8 protein-coding genes and 2 pseudogenes are annotated in these 18,368 nt (G+C 42.2%); 1 reads left to right on the top strand and 9 read right to left on the bottom strand.

The features are described 5' to 3' along the window. Positions 1-21: 21 nt before the first annotated feature. On the top strand, positions 22-4,041 hold the full coding sequence (locus A4V03_RS00255) for a hybrid sensor histidine kinase/response regulator transcription factor (protein ID WP_065537497.1): 4,020 nt from the start codon (positions 22-24) through the stop codon (positions 4,039-4,041). 21 nt (positions 4,042-4,062) lie between these two features. Here the strand turns inward: A4V03_RS00255 and A4V03_RS00250 are convergent. From A4V03_RS00250 to A4V03_RS00215, 9 genes and pseudogenes are all read right to left on the bottom strand, one after another. Next, a pseudogene (locus A4V03_RS00250) lies at positions 4,063-5,450 on the bottom strand (glycoside hydrolase family 43 protein). A gap of 7 nt (positions 5,451-5,457) precedes the next feature. Beyond that, positions 5,458-7,374 (bottom strand): sialate O-acetylesterase, encoded by a 1,917-nt coding sequence (locus A4V03_RS00245; RefSeq protein WP_065537496.1) that lies wholly within the window; start codon positions 7,372-7,374, stop codon positions 5,458-5,460. A 33-nt stretch (positions 7,375-7,407) separates the two neighbouring features. Further along, positions 7,408-8,040 (bottom strand): annotated as a pseudogene (locus A4V03_RS00240) (cellulase family glycosylhydrolase); the annotation flags it as partial. After that, entirely contained in the window at positions 8,016-8,186 is a 171-nt protein-coding gene (locus A4V03_RS21185) for a hypothetical protein (protein WP_236588686.1), read from the bottom strand. The gene A4V03_RS21185 and the pseudogene A4V03_RS00240, both read right to left, overlap by 25 nt. 117 nt (positions 8,187-8,303) lie before the next feature. Next, a complete protein-coding gene (locus A4V03_RS00235) occupies positions 8,304-10,553 on the bottom strand; it encodes an endo-1,4-beta-xylanase (protein WP_065537495.1) in 2,250 nt (749 codons plus the stop codon). A 19-nt stretch (positions 10,554-10,572) separates the two neighbouring features. Beyond that, complete coding sequence (locus A4V03_RS00230) at positions 10,573-11,631, bottom strand: DUF5627 domain-containing protein (RefSeq protein WP_065537494.1); 1,059 nt, start codon at positions 11,629-11,631, stop codon at positions 10,573-10,575. 26 nt (positions 11,632-11,657) lie between these two features. Next, positions 11,658-13,451, bottom strand: coding sequence for a RagB/SusD family nutrient uptake outer membrane protein (locus A4V03_RS00225; protein WP_065537493.1), 1,794 nt, complete (start codon positions 13,449-13,451; stop codon positions 11,658-11,660). 33 nt (positions 13,452-13,484) lie between these two features. Beyond that, positions 13,485-16,319, bottom strand: coding sequence for a SusC/RagA family TonB-linked outer membrane protein (locus A4V03_RS00220; protein WP_065537492.1), 2,835 nt, complete (start codon positions 16,317-16,319; stop codon positions 13,485-13,487). Between the two features lie 42 nt (positions 16,320-16,361). Further along, positions 16,362-18,362, bottom strand: coding sequence for a RagB/SusD family nutrient uptake outer membrane protein (locus A4V03_RS00215; protein WP_065537491.1), 2,001 nt, complete (start codon positions 18,360-18,362; stop codon positions 16,362-16,364). Between the last annotated feature and the right edge of the window lie 6 nt (positions 18,363-18,368).

Here is an 18,368-nt window from a genome sequence, read left to right as displayed (position 1 = left end):
ACCAACAACGATCTATAAACTATGAGAAATGTATTCACTTTTCTATTATTATTGTTTTCTTTGTTATGCAACGGACAATCTCCTAAGTTATTCACTACTGACAAAGAGCTCTCCAGCAGTCTGATTAATCAAATATATCAAGACCGGAACGGTTTCATTTGGGTTGCAACAGAAGATGGCCTGAACCGTTATGACGGTGCTAAATTTACCATATACAAACATGAGCCCGATAACGAACATTCATTAGCCCACAATTTTGTTCGTACTGTTTTTGAAGACAGCAAGGGTCATTTGCTTATCGGCACATATATAGGGATTCAAATGTATGATCCGGCCACGGACAATTTTACTCCACTTGCCAAATGGGAAGATACCAAAGAAACGCTTGAAAGCAACATTAATTCTTTCATCGAGCGAAAAAACGGAGAGATATGGGTATCCGGAAATGTATTGTACAAGCTGGACATCAAAGACCATCTGTTGACTGTCCGAAAAGCCGATATTGCAGTCACTTCACCCGGAAGTCTGTTTGAAGATAAAAAACAAAATGTATGGATGGCAAAAGGGGAAGAAGGAGTATATCAACTCACTCCCGACAATCAGCTCACGCTACACTTGTCTAAAGACAACGGATACGTCAAAAGTATATGCGAGGACCAGCGAGGCAACATTTATGCAGGAAGTATACGAAAAGGACTATTCATTTACGATAAAGAACGTAAAACCTTTGTTCCGGTCAATTTGAAAGAGAAAGGAGAACTCCCTGTTTGCTTCCTTTATTCCGGTATACCCAATGAATTGTATATCGGCACTGACGGCAAGGGAGTAGTCATTTATAATATCCAGACACACGAAATCTCCGAATACAAGTTTGACAATAATTATTTCGATTCGGGAAACTCGAAAATACACTCCATCCTAAAGGACAATTCGGGCAACTTATGGCTAGCTGTTTATCAGAAAGGAGTCATATTAATTCCGGCCCGCACCAACAGCTTTAAGTATATCGGACATAAATCAACAGATAAAAATTGCATCGGTTCCTGTTGCATTACTTCATTCTGTAAAGATAATAACGGGACTCTATGGGTAGGAACGGATAACGACGGTATTTATGCCCTTACGGAAAAGCTGGAGCCGGCCAAACATTTCTCACACACCGCCCATCCTCATTCAGTACCCTCAACTGTTATTAAATTGTACGAAGACTCCGAACACAATATGTGGGTCGGATCCTTTATCAACGGTATGGGAAAGCTGAACAAACAGACAGGACTGTGCGATTACCAATACAAACTGGTAGATAAGAACAACAACTATATCCAACGTGTATACGACTTCGCTGAAGATAAAAACAAACGTCTTTGGATTGCGACAATGGGATTCGGTTTGTTCTACTACGACCTGAAAACGAAAGAATTTACCTCCGTACAATCTCAGACATCTCTAATCAACGAATGGATAGGTTGCCTGCACTATTCCGATGATAATAAACTGTATGTCGGAACTTACGACGGCGTCAACTGTATAGACCTCGACAGTCCTGATTTCCAAAGTCATAAGATACTCTCACAAAATGTTATTTATTCAATCTTTGAAGATGCCGACGGAGTTGTCTGGTTGGGCAGTTCCGAAGGATTATCCGGTTGGAATAAAAAAACGAAAGAACTAACCACTTATACGACTGCCGACGGATTGCCCAGTAATACAATATATGCCATACAAGGAGAAGGAAAGGATTTTCTTTGGATAAGCACCAATGCCGGAATTTCCCAATTCCAAAAGAAAAACAACAAATTTATCAATTATTATGTCAGCGACGGATTACAGGGAAATGAGTTCTACAAGAATGCCTCCTTCAAAGATAAACAAGGCATTATTTGGTTTGGCGGAATGAATGGTATCACCTATTTCAATCCGCAAGACATTATCAATCCGGCAAAAACATGGAATATCCGGATTACCGACTTTTTCCTGCATAACAATCCGGTTAGAAAAGGAATGAAATCCGGTATTCACAATATTATCAACTGCCCCGTATTCAACGCAAAAGAGTTTTATCTATCTTATAAAGACAATGTGTTCAGCATCGAGTTTGCCACTCTGGAATTGAATGCCCCCGAACACATCAACTACCTTTATTCTATCAACGATGAAAAATGGATTAGCCTGCCCAAAGGTGTAAACCGTATCTCATTCAGCAATCTGAAACCCGGCACCTATAACTTTAAAATCAGAGCAAAAGACAACACTGTGTATTCAAATATAAAGGAAATCACCATCTTTATATCTCCTGCATGGTATGCTTCATGGTGGGCCAAAGTTATCTACTCCTTATTATTACTGACCATTATATTTATCATTATTCTTCAAATCAGACATCGGTACAGAATGCATCAGGAAATGCTGCAACATATCCATGCCGAACAAATCAATGAAGCAAAACTGCAGTTCTTTATCAACATCTCTCATGAGATACGCACTCCGATGTCTCTAATCATCAGTCCTCTACAGAAACTGATTAAGAATGAGGAGAACAATGAACGCCTGAAAATATACCATATTATCTACAGAAATGCGGAACGTATTCTGAATCTTGTCAATCAGCTAATGGATATCCGGAAAATTGATAAAGGACAAATGTTCCTGATGTTCCGGGAGACCAATATTATTCCTTTTATAGAGGATTTATGTACCACGTTCGGTCAACAGGCAAATACAAAAAATATCCGGCTGCAACTTCACAGTACGCTCCCGGAACTGAATGTATGGGTAGACACAGGTAATTTTGATAAGATTATCCTGAATATTCTGTCTAATGCCTTCAAGTTTACTCCCGAAAAAGGAAACATAGATATTACCATCCGTACGGGAGAAGACAATACACTGCCCGATCCCTTGAAACAATATGCCGAAATAATTATCGCGGATACCGGAACAGGCATCGATGAACAGGAAAAAGAACGTATCTTCGATCGTTTCTATCAGATACGTAACAGCCAACAGAATCCGAAAGGCGGAACAGGAATAGGATTACATCTGACTCGTTCATTAGTGGAATTACATCATGGAATTATCTATGTAGAAAATAATAAAGAACAACCGGGTTGCCGTTTCATTATCCGATTACCGTTGGGTAACAAGCATCTACGGCCTGAAGAAGTTGACAACAATGAGCAAAAGGTAACTGTAGCCGCACCAACTGTTCCTGTCATCTCTCCCATTATAGAAAATGAGGAAGAAAAGAAAGTCAGGGTAAAAACTAAATATCACGTATTAATTGTAGAGGACGACGAAGAAATCCGAAATTATATAGCGCAGGAGTTTGGAGACAAATTTCATATCATGGAAAGCCGTAACGGTAAAGAAGCATTAGAGCAAATATTTAAAAAGGCTCCGGATTTAGTCATTAGTGACATCATGATGCCCGAAATGGACGGACTTACCTTATGCCGGAAAATCAAGCAGAATGTAAACCTCAACCATATCCCAGTCATTCTGCTTACCGCGAAAACGAGGGAAGAAGACAACCTTGAAGGTCTGAATACAGGAGCCGACGCCTATATCATGAAGCCATTCAATATCGAAATCCTGCAAAAGACGGTAGAAAATCTGATTAATATACGGCAGCAGTTACGCAAAGTATTTGCAGGTCAGCAAAATCAGGAGAACAAGGTTCAGAAACTGGAAGTGAAATCACCCGATGAAAAGTTGATGGAACGTGTCATGAAAGTGATCAATGATAATATAAGCAATCCGAACTTGACCATCGAGCAGATTACCAACGAGGTAGGCATAAGCCGCGTGCACCTGCACCGCAAACTCAAAGAACTCACCAACCAGACAACGCGTGATTTTATACGCAACATACGATTGAAAGAAGCCGCACGCTTACTGTCTGAAAAGCAGCATACAATCTCCGAGATTGCTATGCTAACAGGATTCAACGACCCGAATAATTTTTCGACTACATTTAAAGAGCTATACGGAGTTCCGCCTTCCATGTATATGAAAGAGCAGTTGAGTAAAAAGGAAGAGTAACCCAACTGCTCTCTGGCATGTTTATCTGTTAAACTTGTACCAATCAAAGTTAAACAGTTTGCAGCCTTTACGGCCTTTGAATACAAAATAAATATCTTGTATTCCTGTGACCGGTTTTACAATATCAGCCTGCAATGTTTTCCAGCATTCCCAACCGCCCGTTGAAGGAATAGTCAGTTCCGCCATTAATGGTCCGTTTATGCTGTCTGTACGTACTTCAAGTGTCCCGCCACGAAGGGCACTGGCAACGGTAGCAGTGAACCGTTTGGGGGATTTATTGCCGAAATCCACCTCACGTACCTTTATATAATCTCCATTATGAATTTCAGATATATATATATACCGGTTTTCGCATTAAGTTCGGACTTCACACCTTCAGAAAAAGCGATTGTTTCAGCTTCCACCCTTTCGTAAGGATTGAGCGTGCCTACCGGTGATACCCCTTCCCGGGTAGCATTAATAATCGGGAAAGTGCCGTCAGCGTTATACTTAAATTGCTCCACCGCCGCACTTCGCCCGAAGCCTCCACCACCCGGCAGCTTACCCGTATGATAGAAGAAATAAGAATTGCCTTTATAGTCTATCACTCCACAATGGTTAGTAAACGAGCCCGTATCTTGTAAAGGCATGATTTCTCCCATATACTTCCACGGACCAAGAGGTCCGTCGCTCATGAAATAGGCAATATGTTCGGGGACACCTCCGGCAGCATAAAGAAGATAATATTTTCCTTCCCGTTTATGAAGCCATGGACCTTCTGTATAAGTATCTTTATACTTAACACCTTTGACACGCTTTTCCGGATTGGGTGCACCAAAGCTCTCAACAGTCTGTTGCAGTTTACCCACTTCACCTTTCAAGGAAATCATATCTTCATTCAATTCCGCATAATAGATATTCGGATTTCCCCAATACAGATAAGCACGACCGTCATCATCTATATATACGGTAGGATCTATATAATCCCAGCTCCCGTCATAAAGGGGTTTACCGATGGCATCCTTAAAAGGACCGACAGGTGAATCGCCTACCGCCACACCGATTGCCATCGTATTGGTCAGTTTAGAGTGCAAACAGACATACCAATAAAATTTACCATTGCGTTCGATGCATTGTGCCGCCCAGGCACGGTCGTCCGCCCAGTCGAATGATTCGATGGCAAGAGGAGAGCCATGGTCAGTCCAGTTCACCATATCTTTGGTAGAATACACGCGCCATTCCTGCATCCAGAAAAAATCAGCCTTATCTTCATCATGTCCTGTATAGACATACAATGTGCCATCATGCACCATAGGAGCAGGATCCGACGTATAACAGGTTTGCACAATCGGATTTTGCGCTCCTGCCTCATGGGGTAGAGCACCTCCAAGCAGCAATAATGCCGCCACAAGTTTTGCTTTCAAATTCATATCCTTTTCAATGTTTAAACAAGTGTGGAACAAACTCTTTCAGACAGCGTCTCCATGTGAGCCATTCGTGACCGGTGCCTTGCGATTCATAATAAGCCACGTTGATGCCCAGTTCACGGAGAGACTCCACCAACTTCTTCGTGCCCATCTGTTCGTCCGTGCCGCAGCCGAGAAAGAGATAATGCACTTTCTTGTTGAACTTACCTGCATCGGCAAACACACCGTCGAAGCACGTTTTCACGTCCAGCCCGAAAATCGCCCCGCTGAACCCGCCGATGTAGGAGAACATGTCGAGACGCGGCAACGCTGTTTGGAACGTCTGGTGTCCTCCCCACGACAATCCTGCCATCGCACGGTGTTCGCGGTCGGTTTTGGTGCGGAACGTACGGTCTATCATCGGGATGAGGTCTTTCAGAATAACATCATAAAAAGTTGCGCCATACAGAGCCCGCTCTTCGTTTATATCCTTTCCGGGACGCGGCTGGAACGGAGCTTCCACATCTCCGCTATCCATCACCACGAGCATCGGCACACACTGACCGGATGCAATCAGATTGTCCATAATATGATTCATCTTTCCCTGAGTGCTCCAGCCGGTTTCATCTTCACCCATGCCATGTTGCAGATACAATACCGGATAGCGCTTCTTCGGATGAATTTCATACTCTGCCGGTGTGTACACCATGCAACGACGGAACTCTTTCTGCGTTTCGGAGTAATACGTACAGGAACGAACCTGCCCGTGAGGTACCTGCTGAGGACGATAATAATCCCCCTCCTCACCTTCAGGGATTTCGATGCCACTTGCCATACGGCAGCAACCGAAGAACGTATAGCTGGAAGGATCTGTTACCGACACCCCGTCTGCAATCAGGAAATAATAATGGAATCCTACAGGCAGAGGGTTGGTCGTTGCCGTCCAGAGTCCTCCGGCATCTTTCCACATATCATACTTCTTTCCGCAACAATCCACTTGTAGCCTGTTAGCCTGCGGAGCATAGAAACGAAAATGAGCACGCCCCTCTTTATCCACCCGGGGATAGTCATATCCCGGAATATTAGTGGATGCCGGTTCGGTGGTAATCCCGGAGTTTGGTTCTTTCTCCAACAAAAGGAGTCGTTTCTCGGCATATCGCACTCCCAATTTTCTGTATCCTTCTGCCGTGAAATGCAAATTATCTTCTGCGGCAGGACAGCCCGAAGAAGGAATCACGTACGCAGTCGGAATCGCTTGCGGCAGCGTATTGATTATCTCATTCATGCTTGCACATATGCCATTCTGGTCGGCATGCACCACTTCTCCCGCCAACAAAGGAACATCTTTTGCCTGAAGATTCAAATCCCTCAACAAACTCTCATAGACTCTCTTTACTTTTTGAGGCCACTCTTTATCACCGGTATTAGACTCGCCCTGATGCAAAAGGATACCTTTAATCACTCCCGCTTTTTGTGCTTCTACAGCCAATTCCTTTAGTCTGCGGTAAGGATTATTATCATACGCTTTCGCGGTATTCTTCAGCCATTCCGGTTGAGAGGCAATATGCTCTTCGCAATTCTCCTCATCAAACAGCTCAATCCGGCAACCACCAACAGCTACATTGACGACACCTACCTTAATATTATCAGGCAGCCTTTCCACTAACGTACGCCCGAAATAATCGGCCGGTGTTAACCCTGTATGGCAACGTACCAACGGAGGGACAGCCTTATACCACTGTCCTTTGACACGTCCCAAAGACGGACAATCAACAGCCGCCATCATCAGAAAACGTTCACCCATATTACACGTATCCTGTGGTTCGATTTTTGCATTACCCTCCATGTTGGATTGGCCGAGACACAGGTAAATATGGAAATCAGGGTCTTGTGCAAAGGCAAATATGCCTGCACATAACAAACAACTTAACAATATAATCTTCTTCATCTTGTAACAAAACTGATATTATTATTCATCTATTTCGGCATACTCTTTAAACCAGTGATAAATAGCCCACGGGCACGCTTCCGGATCATTCAAAAAGGTATAATTGCCCGGTTCGCCCGCTACATCTTTAAAAGCAGCCAGTTCGTGAGACTTTGTAGTAAAGAACAGCCAAGAAACGTTGCCTGACCTATCGGCTATGTATTTGAAATTAGCCCCAAAACCTTTGCCTTTCGCCACTCCCGTAATACTTTTCCCCCATGTTGCATCGTATTTCTTCGGTGCCCAGTCTATCTCAGTCACCATGACAGGAGCAAAACTAGCTACCGGACCTACCTGCTTGTCCCAACCACGCTGGAAAGGTTCATACCCCCCTCCTGTAGAGGACCCATTTCCTTCACCACTGTCCTGTTCGGCATCACTTCCATACCAACCCGGATAACAGTGTACGGCATAACCGATATTCTCTCCTTTGATACGATGGTCTTTATAGCCGCTATACTGAGATTGCCAACCCAATCCGGGTACCCAGATGATATTGTTACAAGCATTTCCACGTATTTTATCAACAATTGCCTGAAAATACTTTTGCATATTGATAAAGCAAGCATCACCGTCACCACCATATTTACCATCTGTACCTTTTATATGAACAGGTTCATTAGCCAACCATCATCATCTGAATTATCTCCACCCTCATCACCGGGCGTTGTTTCTTCTGTTTTCTTGTCGTTCTTCTCTTGCGGGATTTCATCCCTGGTACAAGCAGAAAACAACACACAAAACATAGTTAAAACAGCTAGTATGTTTTTCATGATTTCGTTGTTGAATTTATATACAAGAATAGCGGAACTCTTTCACGAGATTCCGCTATCCTGACGAGTATGCCTAACCTAGATAAGCATTAACTACATGATAGTTTTCTATCTCATTTATTTGGCAGTACCATTTTTCAAACCTTCAAGGAAACCGACATAGACTGGTTTGCGGTTGTAATTCAAATCCCACAGACCAATTGGCTCTCCTTTTCTCCAGAAAGAATTTTCAGACGGACTGTCAGTCGGACTCCAATGAGTGATGCCATATTGCTGTGGCACCGGAATAATCTCAAAATATTTCTCAATAATGAACTGATAGAAATCAGACATATTCTGCTGCATTTCGTCTGTCAGATTCTCCGTCAGTATCGTTTCACCGGCTGCATCAAAAATACCCATATCCAATTCTGTGATCTTTATGAGCTTACCGGTAGAAGCTAACAGGGTAAACATATCGATAATGGCTTTTTCCTTACTAGCCTGAGTAGCAGGATTCATATAGTAAGATACATGCATTTGAGTACCGATGCCGTCCACCTTTGTTTCCCCGTCAGATTCCCAACGTTCGATCCAATGTATCAAGCTTTTTAATTTCATATTCTGATCCCCGTCGGATTCCAGATTATAGTCATTAATGAAGAGCTTCAACTCATCAGGATTACCACCGAACTCCGCAAAATACTTACGCGCAAACTTAATCGGAATACGAGCGTAATCATCACCCAAATAATCCTGCCAATAGAAATTCTGACCGGAGACACCGTTATCATCAGGTTGAGAAGCTGATTGAAGGTCGTAATAACCATCCCCATCTGAATCTTTTCCGGAAATAGGTTCATTCACAACATCCCATGCTTTAACATAACCGTCACAAGATTCCAACATACCCTTAATCCAACGCTCCAGTTCGTTCGTGAGGATTTCTTCTTTCTCTTCAGGAGTCAGAGGAATGCCAGCTCCCTTTCTTTGAATAGAAAATTCTATGTCGTCAAAATAATAAGTATTAGCCTCTTTAAACACAGCCAAATTCCATGCTATTGTTTGAAAGGGTTTAATGCCATCATGAGTAACCATCTGTTCTGTTACCGTAAACTCCTTTTCAAAAGTCTGCCACTGAGTTGTGAAATTCACACTTACTCCTGCATCATGATGAATATAACCGCCGGGGGTGGTATGGGTTTGTGATTCTGAACCAGCCGCTTTATCAGCTTTATACTTAAATGAGATTTTGCAAATATCATCTTTTTTCAGGACTATGCTTGATTTTACAAAGAACTGAGTATCATAAGTCTGTGAAGGATTATTACCGGATTTCACGATAAATGCACGACCTACACCATCAGCGCCTGTACCAGAAGCACCAATCGTAGCAGCATGAGTGCCTGAAACAGTTGGTTCATTGGCAAAGAAACAAGAAACATCATCGCCCTCTGCATTTCCATTAGTAACAAGACTTTCATATGAAACAGAAGAATCAACTGCTTCTATGTGAGTCACTTTCAGCCACTTTATTTCATAGGTTCCCACAAAATTGCCTGACTGTAATATTACAAAACTTTTATCTACAGGAATGTTATTCAATTCAACTGATACTTCTTGCCACGTATTGGTAAAATTAAGCGTTGTACTTATGACATTTCCCCAACCACCTAAACCTGCAGTAAGACTGCCTGCAGAACTTCCTTTTATATATAATGTTAGCTTATAACTCCCCCCCTTAGTGGTGGCTATATTATCAGCTGCATGGTATTGTATATCATAAAAATTATTGCGAATTTCACTATTTTCTACAGTCAATACACCATTCTTGACTTCAGGACGAACAAGTTCAGCACTCCAATATGGGAAAGACTTAAGTTCTGAATAATCCACACGAACATCCTCTTTTTCTTCTGTTGCACCAGGATCTACTTCAACCGTTTTATCCGCAATCAGACCACTTAAATAAGTGTTTTGCTGTTGTGAGTGCCAACAAAGTGTATGCCCATAAATACTGATTCCCGCTTCTTTAGCAGTCTTCACGAACTTCTTGACTGTACCGAAATCCATATTTCCTTTAGCATCAACGCATGAGCTGTATTTCATGGCATTGCCTGCCGTCACATCATCATAGTTATTGACAGTCAAAGCATAAACCAAATTTTGTTTCAAGAAGTCACTAACCGAGACACCCGTTCCCAACTTGAAGTTGGGATGGGCGGTACGGTTAATATATGTTTTCAAATCACCATATTCGTTCAAGTACTCATACTTTTTCAGACTCTCCGGTTTCTCTGTCTTGAACTCTGCAAAAGGCGCATCCGCACAAGATACAGTTATTCCGGCAGCTATAGCAAGCTGTAAAATAATATTATAGTATTTCATATTCTTATAGATTTAGCGGTTAATTCTTCACATAAACGGGTGTAAAGTCTTCTCTTTCCACACCACGGCTATGCGCAACCAATGTATCTTCCGTTTCAAACTTCAATCCGTTACCGAAATCAACAGTATACTCCAAATAAATGGCATCACGATCTTTATTGCCCCAACTATTCTTCTCGCCGTCCTGAACGAATTTGCCTGTACCTGTAGCTGTAATGCCACCCAATCCAGAAACCGCACATTCATCGCCATTGAAAGTCAACAGCAGCTGATAGTCGATGTTACGCGGATTGTCCGCTGTCCCCAAATTGGTAGTAACCGTAAGAATGGTTTCAGTCAAGGATTTTGTTGTTGTCTGACAGATTTCATCATCTTCAACATACTCGTTACGACGATCATTAACGGTAGTTTCTCCGTTTTCAGTCACTTTGTCCACCCCGTGACGCAGATACTTACCAGTCCACTTATTGATGTATTTCACACAATAAAGTACATAATCCTGCGGTTGCACCAACCACACAGACGAATTGCATCTGACAGCTTCCGCTCCTTCGGACAAAGTACCATTCAAGATACGGTCGGCATTCGTCACACCTGTCATCACCAAAGGAATGACATAGGTAGAGGTCAACGCTTCGGGATCAGCAAAGAAAGCATCAGTAAACGAGACTTCCACACCATTCATTAATACATTATTCAAGGTTATCTTATTATCGGATAATGTATAGTAGTTGGAAGGCATAGCTTTTACCGGCACGTTATCAGATGCCGAAGTCCACGAATAATAAAGATTATCACACAAGGTATTGTCTACTTCAATGTCTATCGTGATATTTTTTTTATTGGCATAAACACCACCCATAGTGGCATTAATCTTACATTTATGAGCATTGTCCAGCGTCGTATCATACTCGTCTTCCCCCATGACCAACGTTCTCACCGGATATTGGGATGCAAAGTAGACAGAAGTGCCGCCCTCATAATCGGGAAATTCATTATCTTGATTTTCACAGGATGTCATTGTCCATGAAACAAAGGCTCCTACTGATATGGCAAATATTAATTTTGATAATTTCATATTCTTCTTTATTTAGCATTTTACAATTATTTCCAACCGACATTCTGCTCCAGATTGCTCCATTTCATAACTTCAGCAAAAGGTAGTGGTCCGTAGATCATATAATCCTCATACTTTCTATTTTCTACCTCAAGCGGAGTGTACTTCATCGTAGCACCGCTCTTGCTTATTTCCACACCTAAAGCTATTTCATTCAGCTTGGTCAAATTGACATTCCAGCGACGTAAATCCCAGAAACGGAAATTCTCGAAACAGAGTTCGATGCGGCGCTCATTACGGATAAGTTCACGCATCTTGTCTTTATCATTATTATTCTTTATGCTCTCCAAATAGGCATCCCCATTATCTGTACCTAATCCGGCACGTGTACGAATGGCTTTGATTACGTCATAAGCACTATATCGATGTCCATTACTATTCTGTGGTCCCCAAGCCTCATTAGCCGCCTCGGCATAAATGAGGAACATCTCTGTATAACGGATACGTGCCGTATAATGCTTCTTCGTTGTGTTATACTGCGGATTAGGGTTACACTCTTTACGCAACAGTTTCCTCAAATAATAACCGGTGCGAGTAGACCTTCCACTCTCCTTATTTACTACATCCGTATTCGTTCCGTAAGTTCCCGTAATGATTTCCGAGTCATTAGGTCCTTGCTTGCCGCCATTGTAAACAATGTATTTTGCCAACCGAGGGTCACGTTTATTGTACGGATTCTCTGCATCATACTCTGATGATGTCTCAGAAATAGGATAACCGTTCGCCATAGGAAAAGCATCCACCAAATTCTGGGTGGGATTGACACGGCCGTTTCCGTAAAGTGACGGTGGAAAATTAGCAGCTTCCAATGTATTATTTTCATCTGTGCTACTGCGCCAGATAACTTCGGCAGGGCTGCCGCCTGTTCCATAATCATTATCCGCAAGTGTATACCACTCCAATCCATTTGCATCCAGTCCGCAGCCTCCGCCACCGTTCGCTTTTTCTACAATTTCAGCAGCATAATCGGCAGCTTGTTCCCAAGTCATCCCCGACCCGCTTTGAAATGCCGGGCTGGCAGCCAGCAAAGCTGTTTGTGCACGAACAGCCAATGCAATCCGTCCGCTCATCAACCCTCTAAATTCTTCACCACAAACACGCCGATAATCACTGGCATTCGTCACACCAATATTCTTATATTTTTCCGGTATCTCACTATCTTCAAATTTCTTATAATCGAGCGGCAATAATTCGATAGCCTTATCAGCATCTTCCATTATTTGCTTCACGCAATCGGAATAAGTGGCACGAGCATGATTAAAATCCGCATCCGGTCCTTCCGATTTCAAAATAATAGGTACTCCCATTAACGTGCCGTCAGCAATCTTACCACCATGTGCACGTAACAAATAATACATATGCAGTGCACGCAACCCATAAGCCTCTCCTTTCAAACGATCAAGAAACATGGTAGAGATACGTTCGTCTTTCGCCCATTCTACCTTATCTACATTCTCCAGAAAAAGATTGATATACTGGATAGCATTGAAACGATTCTGCCATTGGGAAACCGGATTATTATTGGCAGTCCAGGAACCTGTAGCCATTCGCAGATAGCTATTGGAAATCTCATTAGTCACAGCATCATCCGTAGCCAAATCACTTGTAGGTGAAGTTTCGTAAGGAAGTATAATATAAGCGTTCGCAAGTATACCCTGCGCATAGCTCGGTTCTTTATACATAGCCTCAAGATCTCTGTTGTTCTCTAGTGCCGGTTCAAACAAATCGTCACAAGCAGTCAGCAGAGGCAAGAAAGCCAATAATTTGAATATATTTTTCATAATTTCGTTCTTTAATTATTGAAATAATCTGTATTAGAAAGTGGCAGTCACACCCAAATTATAGAAGCGGCATTGCGGGCTGGAGCCAACATTCAATTCCAACGCCTTGCGTTCCTTGGATATTGTGAGCAAATCAGAACCGCTGATATATGCGGATACTCCATGAACAAAACTATTCTTAAACCACTTGGAAGGTAGGTCATACGTGACCTGTACTTTTGACAGACGGAAAGCATCCGTCTTGTACATCCAGAAGTCGGAAGAATAAAAGTTATTAGTTCCACTTTCTGTAGTCAGACGCGGATAAGTAGCTGTTGCTGCCGTTTCCGGTGTCCAACGCCCCCGGACTACTGCCGAGTATTTATCCTCACCGGATATCCAATAATAAGACTCGTTGTTTTTCATGGCATGTCCGCCAAACTCACCTGTACCCAATACAAAGAAAGTTAATCCTTTCCATTTAGCAGTCAAGTTTATACCCAACGCCAAGGGAGCTCCATACCAACCGCCACGAGCCAGATAAACTTGGTCTTTATCATCAATTACACCATCATTATTCTGATCTACATACTTCAAATCACCCGGTCTTACTGTACCGCCAAGACGCTGTTCAGGAGAATCTATAATGTCCTGTTCATCCTTGAAGAATCCAAGACACTGCAATCCCCAAAGACCGTCAATTGCATATCCTTTTCGATATTGGTATTTATCCTGATACAATTCATCCCGCTTGGTAGCTTTCGTAGTGTAATAAGTTCCGGTAACACCTGCAGTAAAATCAACTTTGCCAAAACGTTTGTTGTAGTTTACGTTAAAATCAAATCCCATGCGGCGATCATTATCATAGTTGATGTACGGCCGAAACGAAGCGGTCGGATAATAAGTAAAGAAGTACTCCGGATACTTAGTTGTGGAAGTCACCAATTTACCTTCAATAGAGTTAACAAAAAATGAGGCATCCGCTGTTATCATCTGGTTCCACAAAGAAGTTTTCAGATTAACAGAGAATTCTTTCCTCTTGATAAAACTCAAGTCCTCATTCGCACCTTGTTTGGAGTTAGTTGAGTGAAGTGATACACTTTCGCGCCATCCCCACCATGCTCCGTCCGACTGGTTATAATAACCATCATACATATAGTAATTGTCAATTCCCAAATCCGTATTCAAGATACTACCGGACGCGCTCAACACCAAATCGTCTACTATCGGAGAGTCTTCAAGGAAGCTTTCGTTAGATAATCTCCATCCTAATGTCAAAGAAGGTGAGAAAGCATTACGATGTCCCGGAGCTAATTTTGCCGAATGTATAACAGCTCCACCAAAATCCGCATAATATTTATTGCGGAAGTTATATCCTGCCTGTATGCCCAGATTAACATTGCTTGTCTTGTGGTATTCTCCTGAATAACTTTGTTGATAACCGGAGGCTATTAACATGGCTGATACATGATGATCATCATTAAAAGTATTCTTGTAATCGAACTGACCGGAGAATAAAACCGTCTGGTTATCCTTACTTCCACTGATATTCTGCACACCGGACTTCTTGTCCTCATTGTATTTTGTCAGACCCACAATAATGTCTTTACCACCATTATTAGACCAGGAAGGAGCATAGGTAGCATAGCTGTTATTATAAGAAGTAGTATATGCAGTAGAGTAATCTACAGAAAACCGAGTGTGAAAAGAGAGTCCTTTCAAAAGCTTGTCCAAACCAATGTTTACTCCGGCATCAAACTGGAACGAACGATCTGTCGCCTTACTATAACCTGAAGCATAATAATCGCCAAAGACATTTGTCATATCAGATTGTGTTCCTGCCAGAAAGTATTTTCCATCAATTATATTATTGCTATTCGCTACCAAATCCCATGCGCTGACAGCCTTTGCATCAATATAGCTCAACGGAATCAACGGAGAAATACGATTGGGACGGAATGTAGATGCCGCACTCCAATAATAAGAGCCATTGGCACTGCGACGTGAATATAAAGAGACCTTAGCATTCACATAAGCTGTGATAAAGTCATTCAATGTCAAGTCTACGTTACCGCGAATGTTCAAACCGCTGGTACCGTTATGTTTCGCTTCACCCAATTTGAAAACATCATTAGAACGGACATAATTTATATTCGTATAAAAATGCGCACGGTGATTGCCACCTGAGATTTCAGCCGTAACATCCGAACGATTATACGCTTTCTTGATATAGTCCGGTGAATACATATTCACATTGGCATAACGGTAAGGGTTCTCACCTGAACCATAATGATAAATATCTTCCGCGCTATAAAGAGCCCCGAGTCCGTCATTGGCACGTGCTTCATTATAAAGAGTCATGTATTCGGCTGAGCCTAAATATTCGGGATAACTCTTTGCTATATAAAATCCAGTATTGGCACGTACATCTACTTGAAGGTCTGTATTCCGACCTCTTTTAGTTGTAATCATAATTACCCCTTTGGCTGCACGACTACCGTAGAGCACCACAGCTTGCGCACCTTTCAAAAAAGTGATCTGGCTGATTTCCGTAGGAGAAATATAATCAATATTACGAGGTACTCCGTCCACTAATATCAACTTGTCATCCATTCCCCACAATGAGTTTCCATTGTAACCACCGACATATCCCTGCATACCTGCCAGGCTCCATGTATCGTAATTTTTCTTCGTCAATTCCTCTACATTTACTACTGAGGTGCCGCCTAATAAATCATTCTGAGAAACCTTTCGGAATGCTACCTGTACCAACGAGTCGTTTTGTAGCGAACTGGCATTATCCCCTGTCAACTCTTGCGCACCGACAGAAATCGCAGCCGGAAAAACAAGCATCGCACTAAGAATGAATCTTCGATATATATGTTTCATTGTTTATTCATTTATAATTATACATTCAATAACCTTAGGGAATTACCATCCCGGGTTTTGCGGGAATTCAGCATATAGGTATACATCATTATCCAATAAGGGGAACCAATAATGCTTCGTTCCAAATACTCGTTTCAAGATAGTCACTTCACGGAAGTTTCTCACCTCTGCCTCTGCCGGATCATTATTCTTATAAAAGTCTTCATTTTCAACCCGTTCGAATTCTTGTGAAGTCTTTATAGTATAAGGGGCTTCGGTCAGCAGCAACCAACGTTGCAAATCGTTGAAGCGGAAACCTTCGAAAGACAACTCGACAGCACGTTCACGACGAACCTCATCCATAAACTTCTGGGGATTGGAAATATACTCCGGACAAAGAGTTCCTTTTTCATCTTCCGGTTCTCCACCACCAACAGGACCCACTCCTGCACGTTTACGCAAAGTATTGATCGCATCTTCGGCCGTTTTACTAAAATTCGTAGATTTACCTGAAGCGCCATCTACTGCCGCACAAGCCTCGGCATACATCAAATAAATATCAGCCAAACGCATATAAGGCAAGTAAGTATGCAGGTTGCCCGACCAGTTGTAAAGCCCATCATATTTATTAGCCTGATGCGGCACTAATTTCTGAATGAAATAACCAGTACGGCTGGCATTTGCCACAGCTCTCATAGCTCCGCCCGTATACAAGGTACAATAGCGCAGGAATTCCTTGTCTTGCTCAGGAATAGCAGCATTGACATATTGGAATCCATCAAACACTATGTCATGATAAAAACGCGCATCGCGATTTCTAAATGGGTAATTCTTACTAAAACCGGATTTTGTTTCATCTTCGCTCAATGGCAAACCGTTTTTCATACCATACAAATTCACATAGTTGGCAGTAGGTTGATGAATGATATTATCATGCTCAACCAAACCATAAATCTTAGGTCCCCACAATTTAGTCATATTCCAGTTACTACCGTTGAAGTCTTCGGACGGACCACGGAAAATAGCTTCTGTAGTACCCGGCATTTTCCAGTTCTGACCGGTAGTATAGAATATTTCAGAATAACTATTAGAGGCAGATGCCGATTTGGTATGATTGTAAATATCACTATAGTTAAACTGTGCCAATGCATATTGCGTCTGTCCGCTTTCGACAAGTGTCAGTAACTCCCCGAATGCCTCTGCAGCTTTTTTTGCATATTCAGTATTGTAATTGTAAGTATTGCTTCCACCTAGCTGCGCACCATGCTCCATCAAAGGACTGGCAGCCCAAAGATAGTTCTTGCCCAGATAGCCTAATGCCATAATCTTGTTGATACGCAAATCATTCTTACCCGCAGTTTGTTTGCCGACAGTCGTGTTGTCCCAATTAATAGGAAGCAAATCCGCTGCCATACGGAAATCGACTGCCGCTTTATCAGCACATTCCTGATAACTCAGACGTGGCAAAGACATTTTCTCTGTAGCAGATAAGACTCTATCGATATAGGGCAATCCGCCAAAATATTGCATCATTTCAAAGTGCCACCATGCGCGGAAAAAGTAAAGTTGGCCGGCAATCAGTTTTTTCTCCTCATCCGTAGCTTCCCTCAACCTTTCCAGATTAGCGATACCAATGTTAGCCTTACGTATGCAATACCAGGCATGCGGCCACAGTGAATGTTTAAACTTGGCATTGCCGTCATCGTTCGGATGATAAGTAGCCGTCGGGTCACTGCCGTTACGATAAAGCCAGCATTGATTATTGGTAGACCATGCACGGAAATTACCCAAATCAACCTGATGCGTCATGTGGCTGTCCCCTTCCGGGTTGAATATTTCATCATCTCCCCAGTTCCATGAAGTAGTGTAATTGTTCTTCTCCTTATCCGGAATACAGTTGTATATTTCTTCGATGAAACCCTGAAAATTCCTAAAGTTCTTAAATGCTTCTTCTTCTGAAACAGTAGAGTCGGCTTCCTTGTCCAAATAGTCCTCACAAGATGAAAATCCCAACGAAAGGAACAATAAGCCACCACATAAAAGAGTTCTATATATTTTTCTCATAGTACT

It is taken from the genome of Bacteroides caecimuris, assembly GCF_001688725.2.
In the GTDB taxonomy this organism is placed as follows: domain Bacteria; phylum Bacteroidota; class Bacteroidia; order Bacteroidales; family Bacteroidaceae; genus Bacteroides; species Bacteroides caecimuris.
Note: the sequence above shows the minus strand (reverse complement) of the source record. Positions and strands in the feature narration are given on the sequence as shown.

Bases quoted from the DNA above. Each gene is read 5' to 3' on its own strand.
- A4V03_RS00255 (WP_065537497.1), top strand. From the start codon at position 22: ATGAGAAATGTATTCACTTTTCTATTATTATTGTTTTCTTTGTTATGC.
- A4V03_RS00245 (WP_065537496.1), bottom strand. From the start codon at position 7,374: ATGAAGAAGATTATATTGTTAAGTTGTTTGTTATGTGCAGGCATATTT.
- A4V03_RS21185 (WP_236588686.1), bottom strand. From the start codon at position 8,186: ATGAAAAACATACTAGCTGTTTTAACTATGTTTTGTGTGTTGTTTTCT.
- A4V03_RS00235 (WP_065537495.1), bottom strand. From the start codon at position 10,553: ATGAAATACTATAATATTATTTTACAGCTTGCTATAGCTGCCGGAATA.
- A4V03_RS00230 (WP_065537494.1), bottom strand. From the start codon at position 11,631: ATGAAATTATCAAAATTAATATTTGCCATATCAGTAGGAGCCTTTGTT.
- A4V03_RS00225 (WP_065537493.1), bottom strand. From the start codon at position 13,451: ATGAAAAATATATTCAAATTATTGGCTTTCTTGCCTCTGCTGACTGCT.
- A4V03_RS00220 (WP_065537492.1), bottom strand. From the start codon at position 16,319: ATGAAACATATATATCGAAGATTCATTCTTAGTGCGATGCTTGTTTTT.
- A4V03_RS00215 (WP_065537491.1), bottom strand. From the start codon at position 18,362: ATGAGAAAAATATATAGAACTCTTTTATGTGGTGGCTTATTGTTCCTT.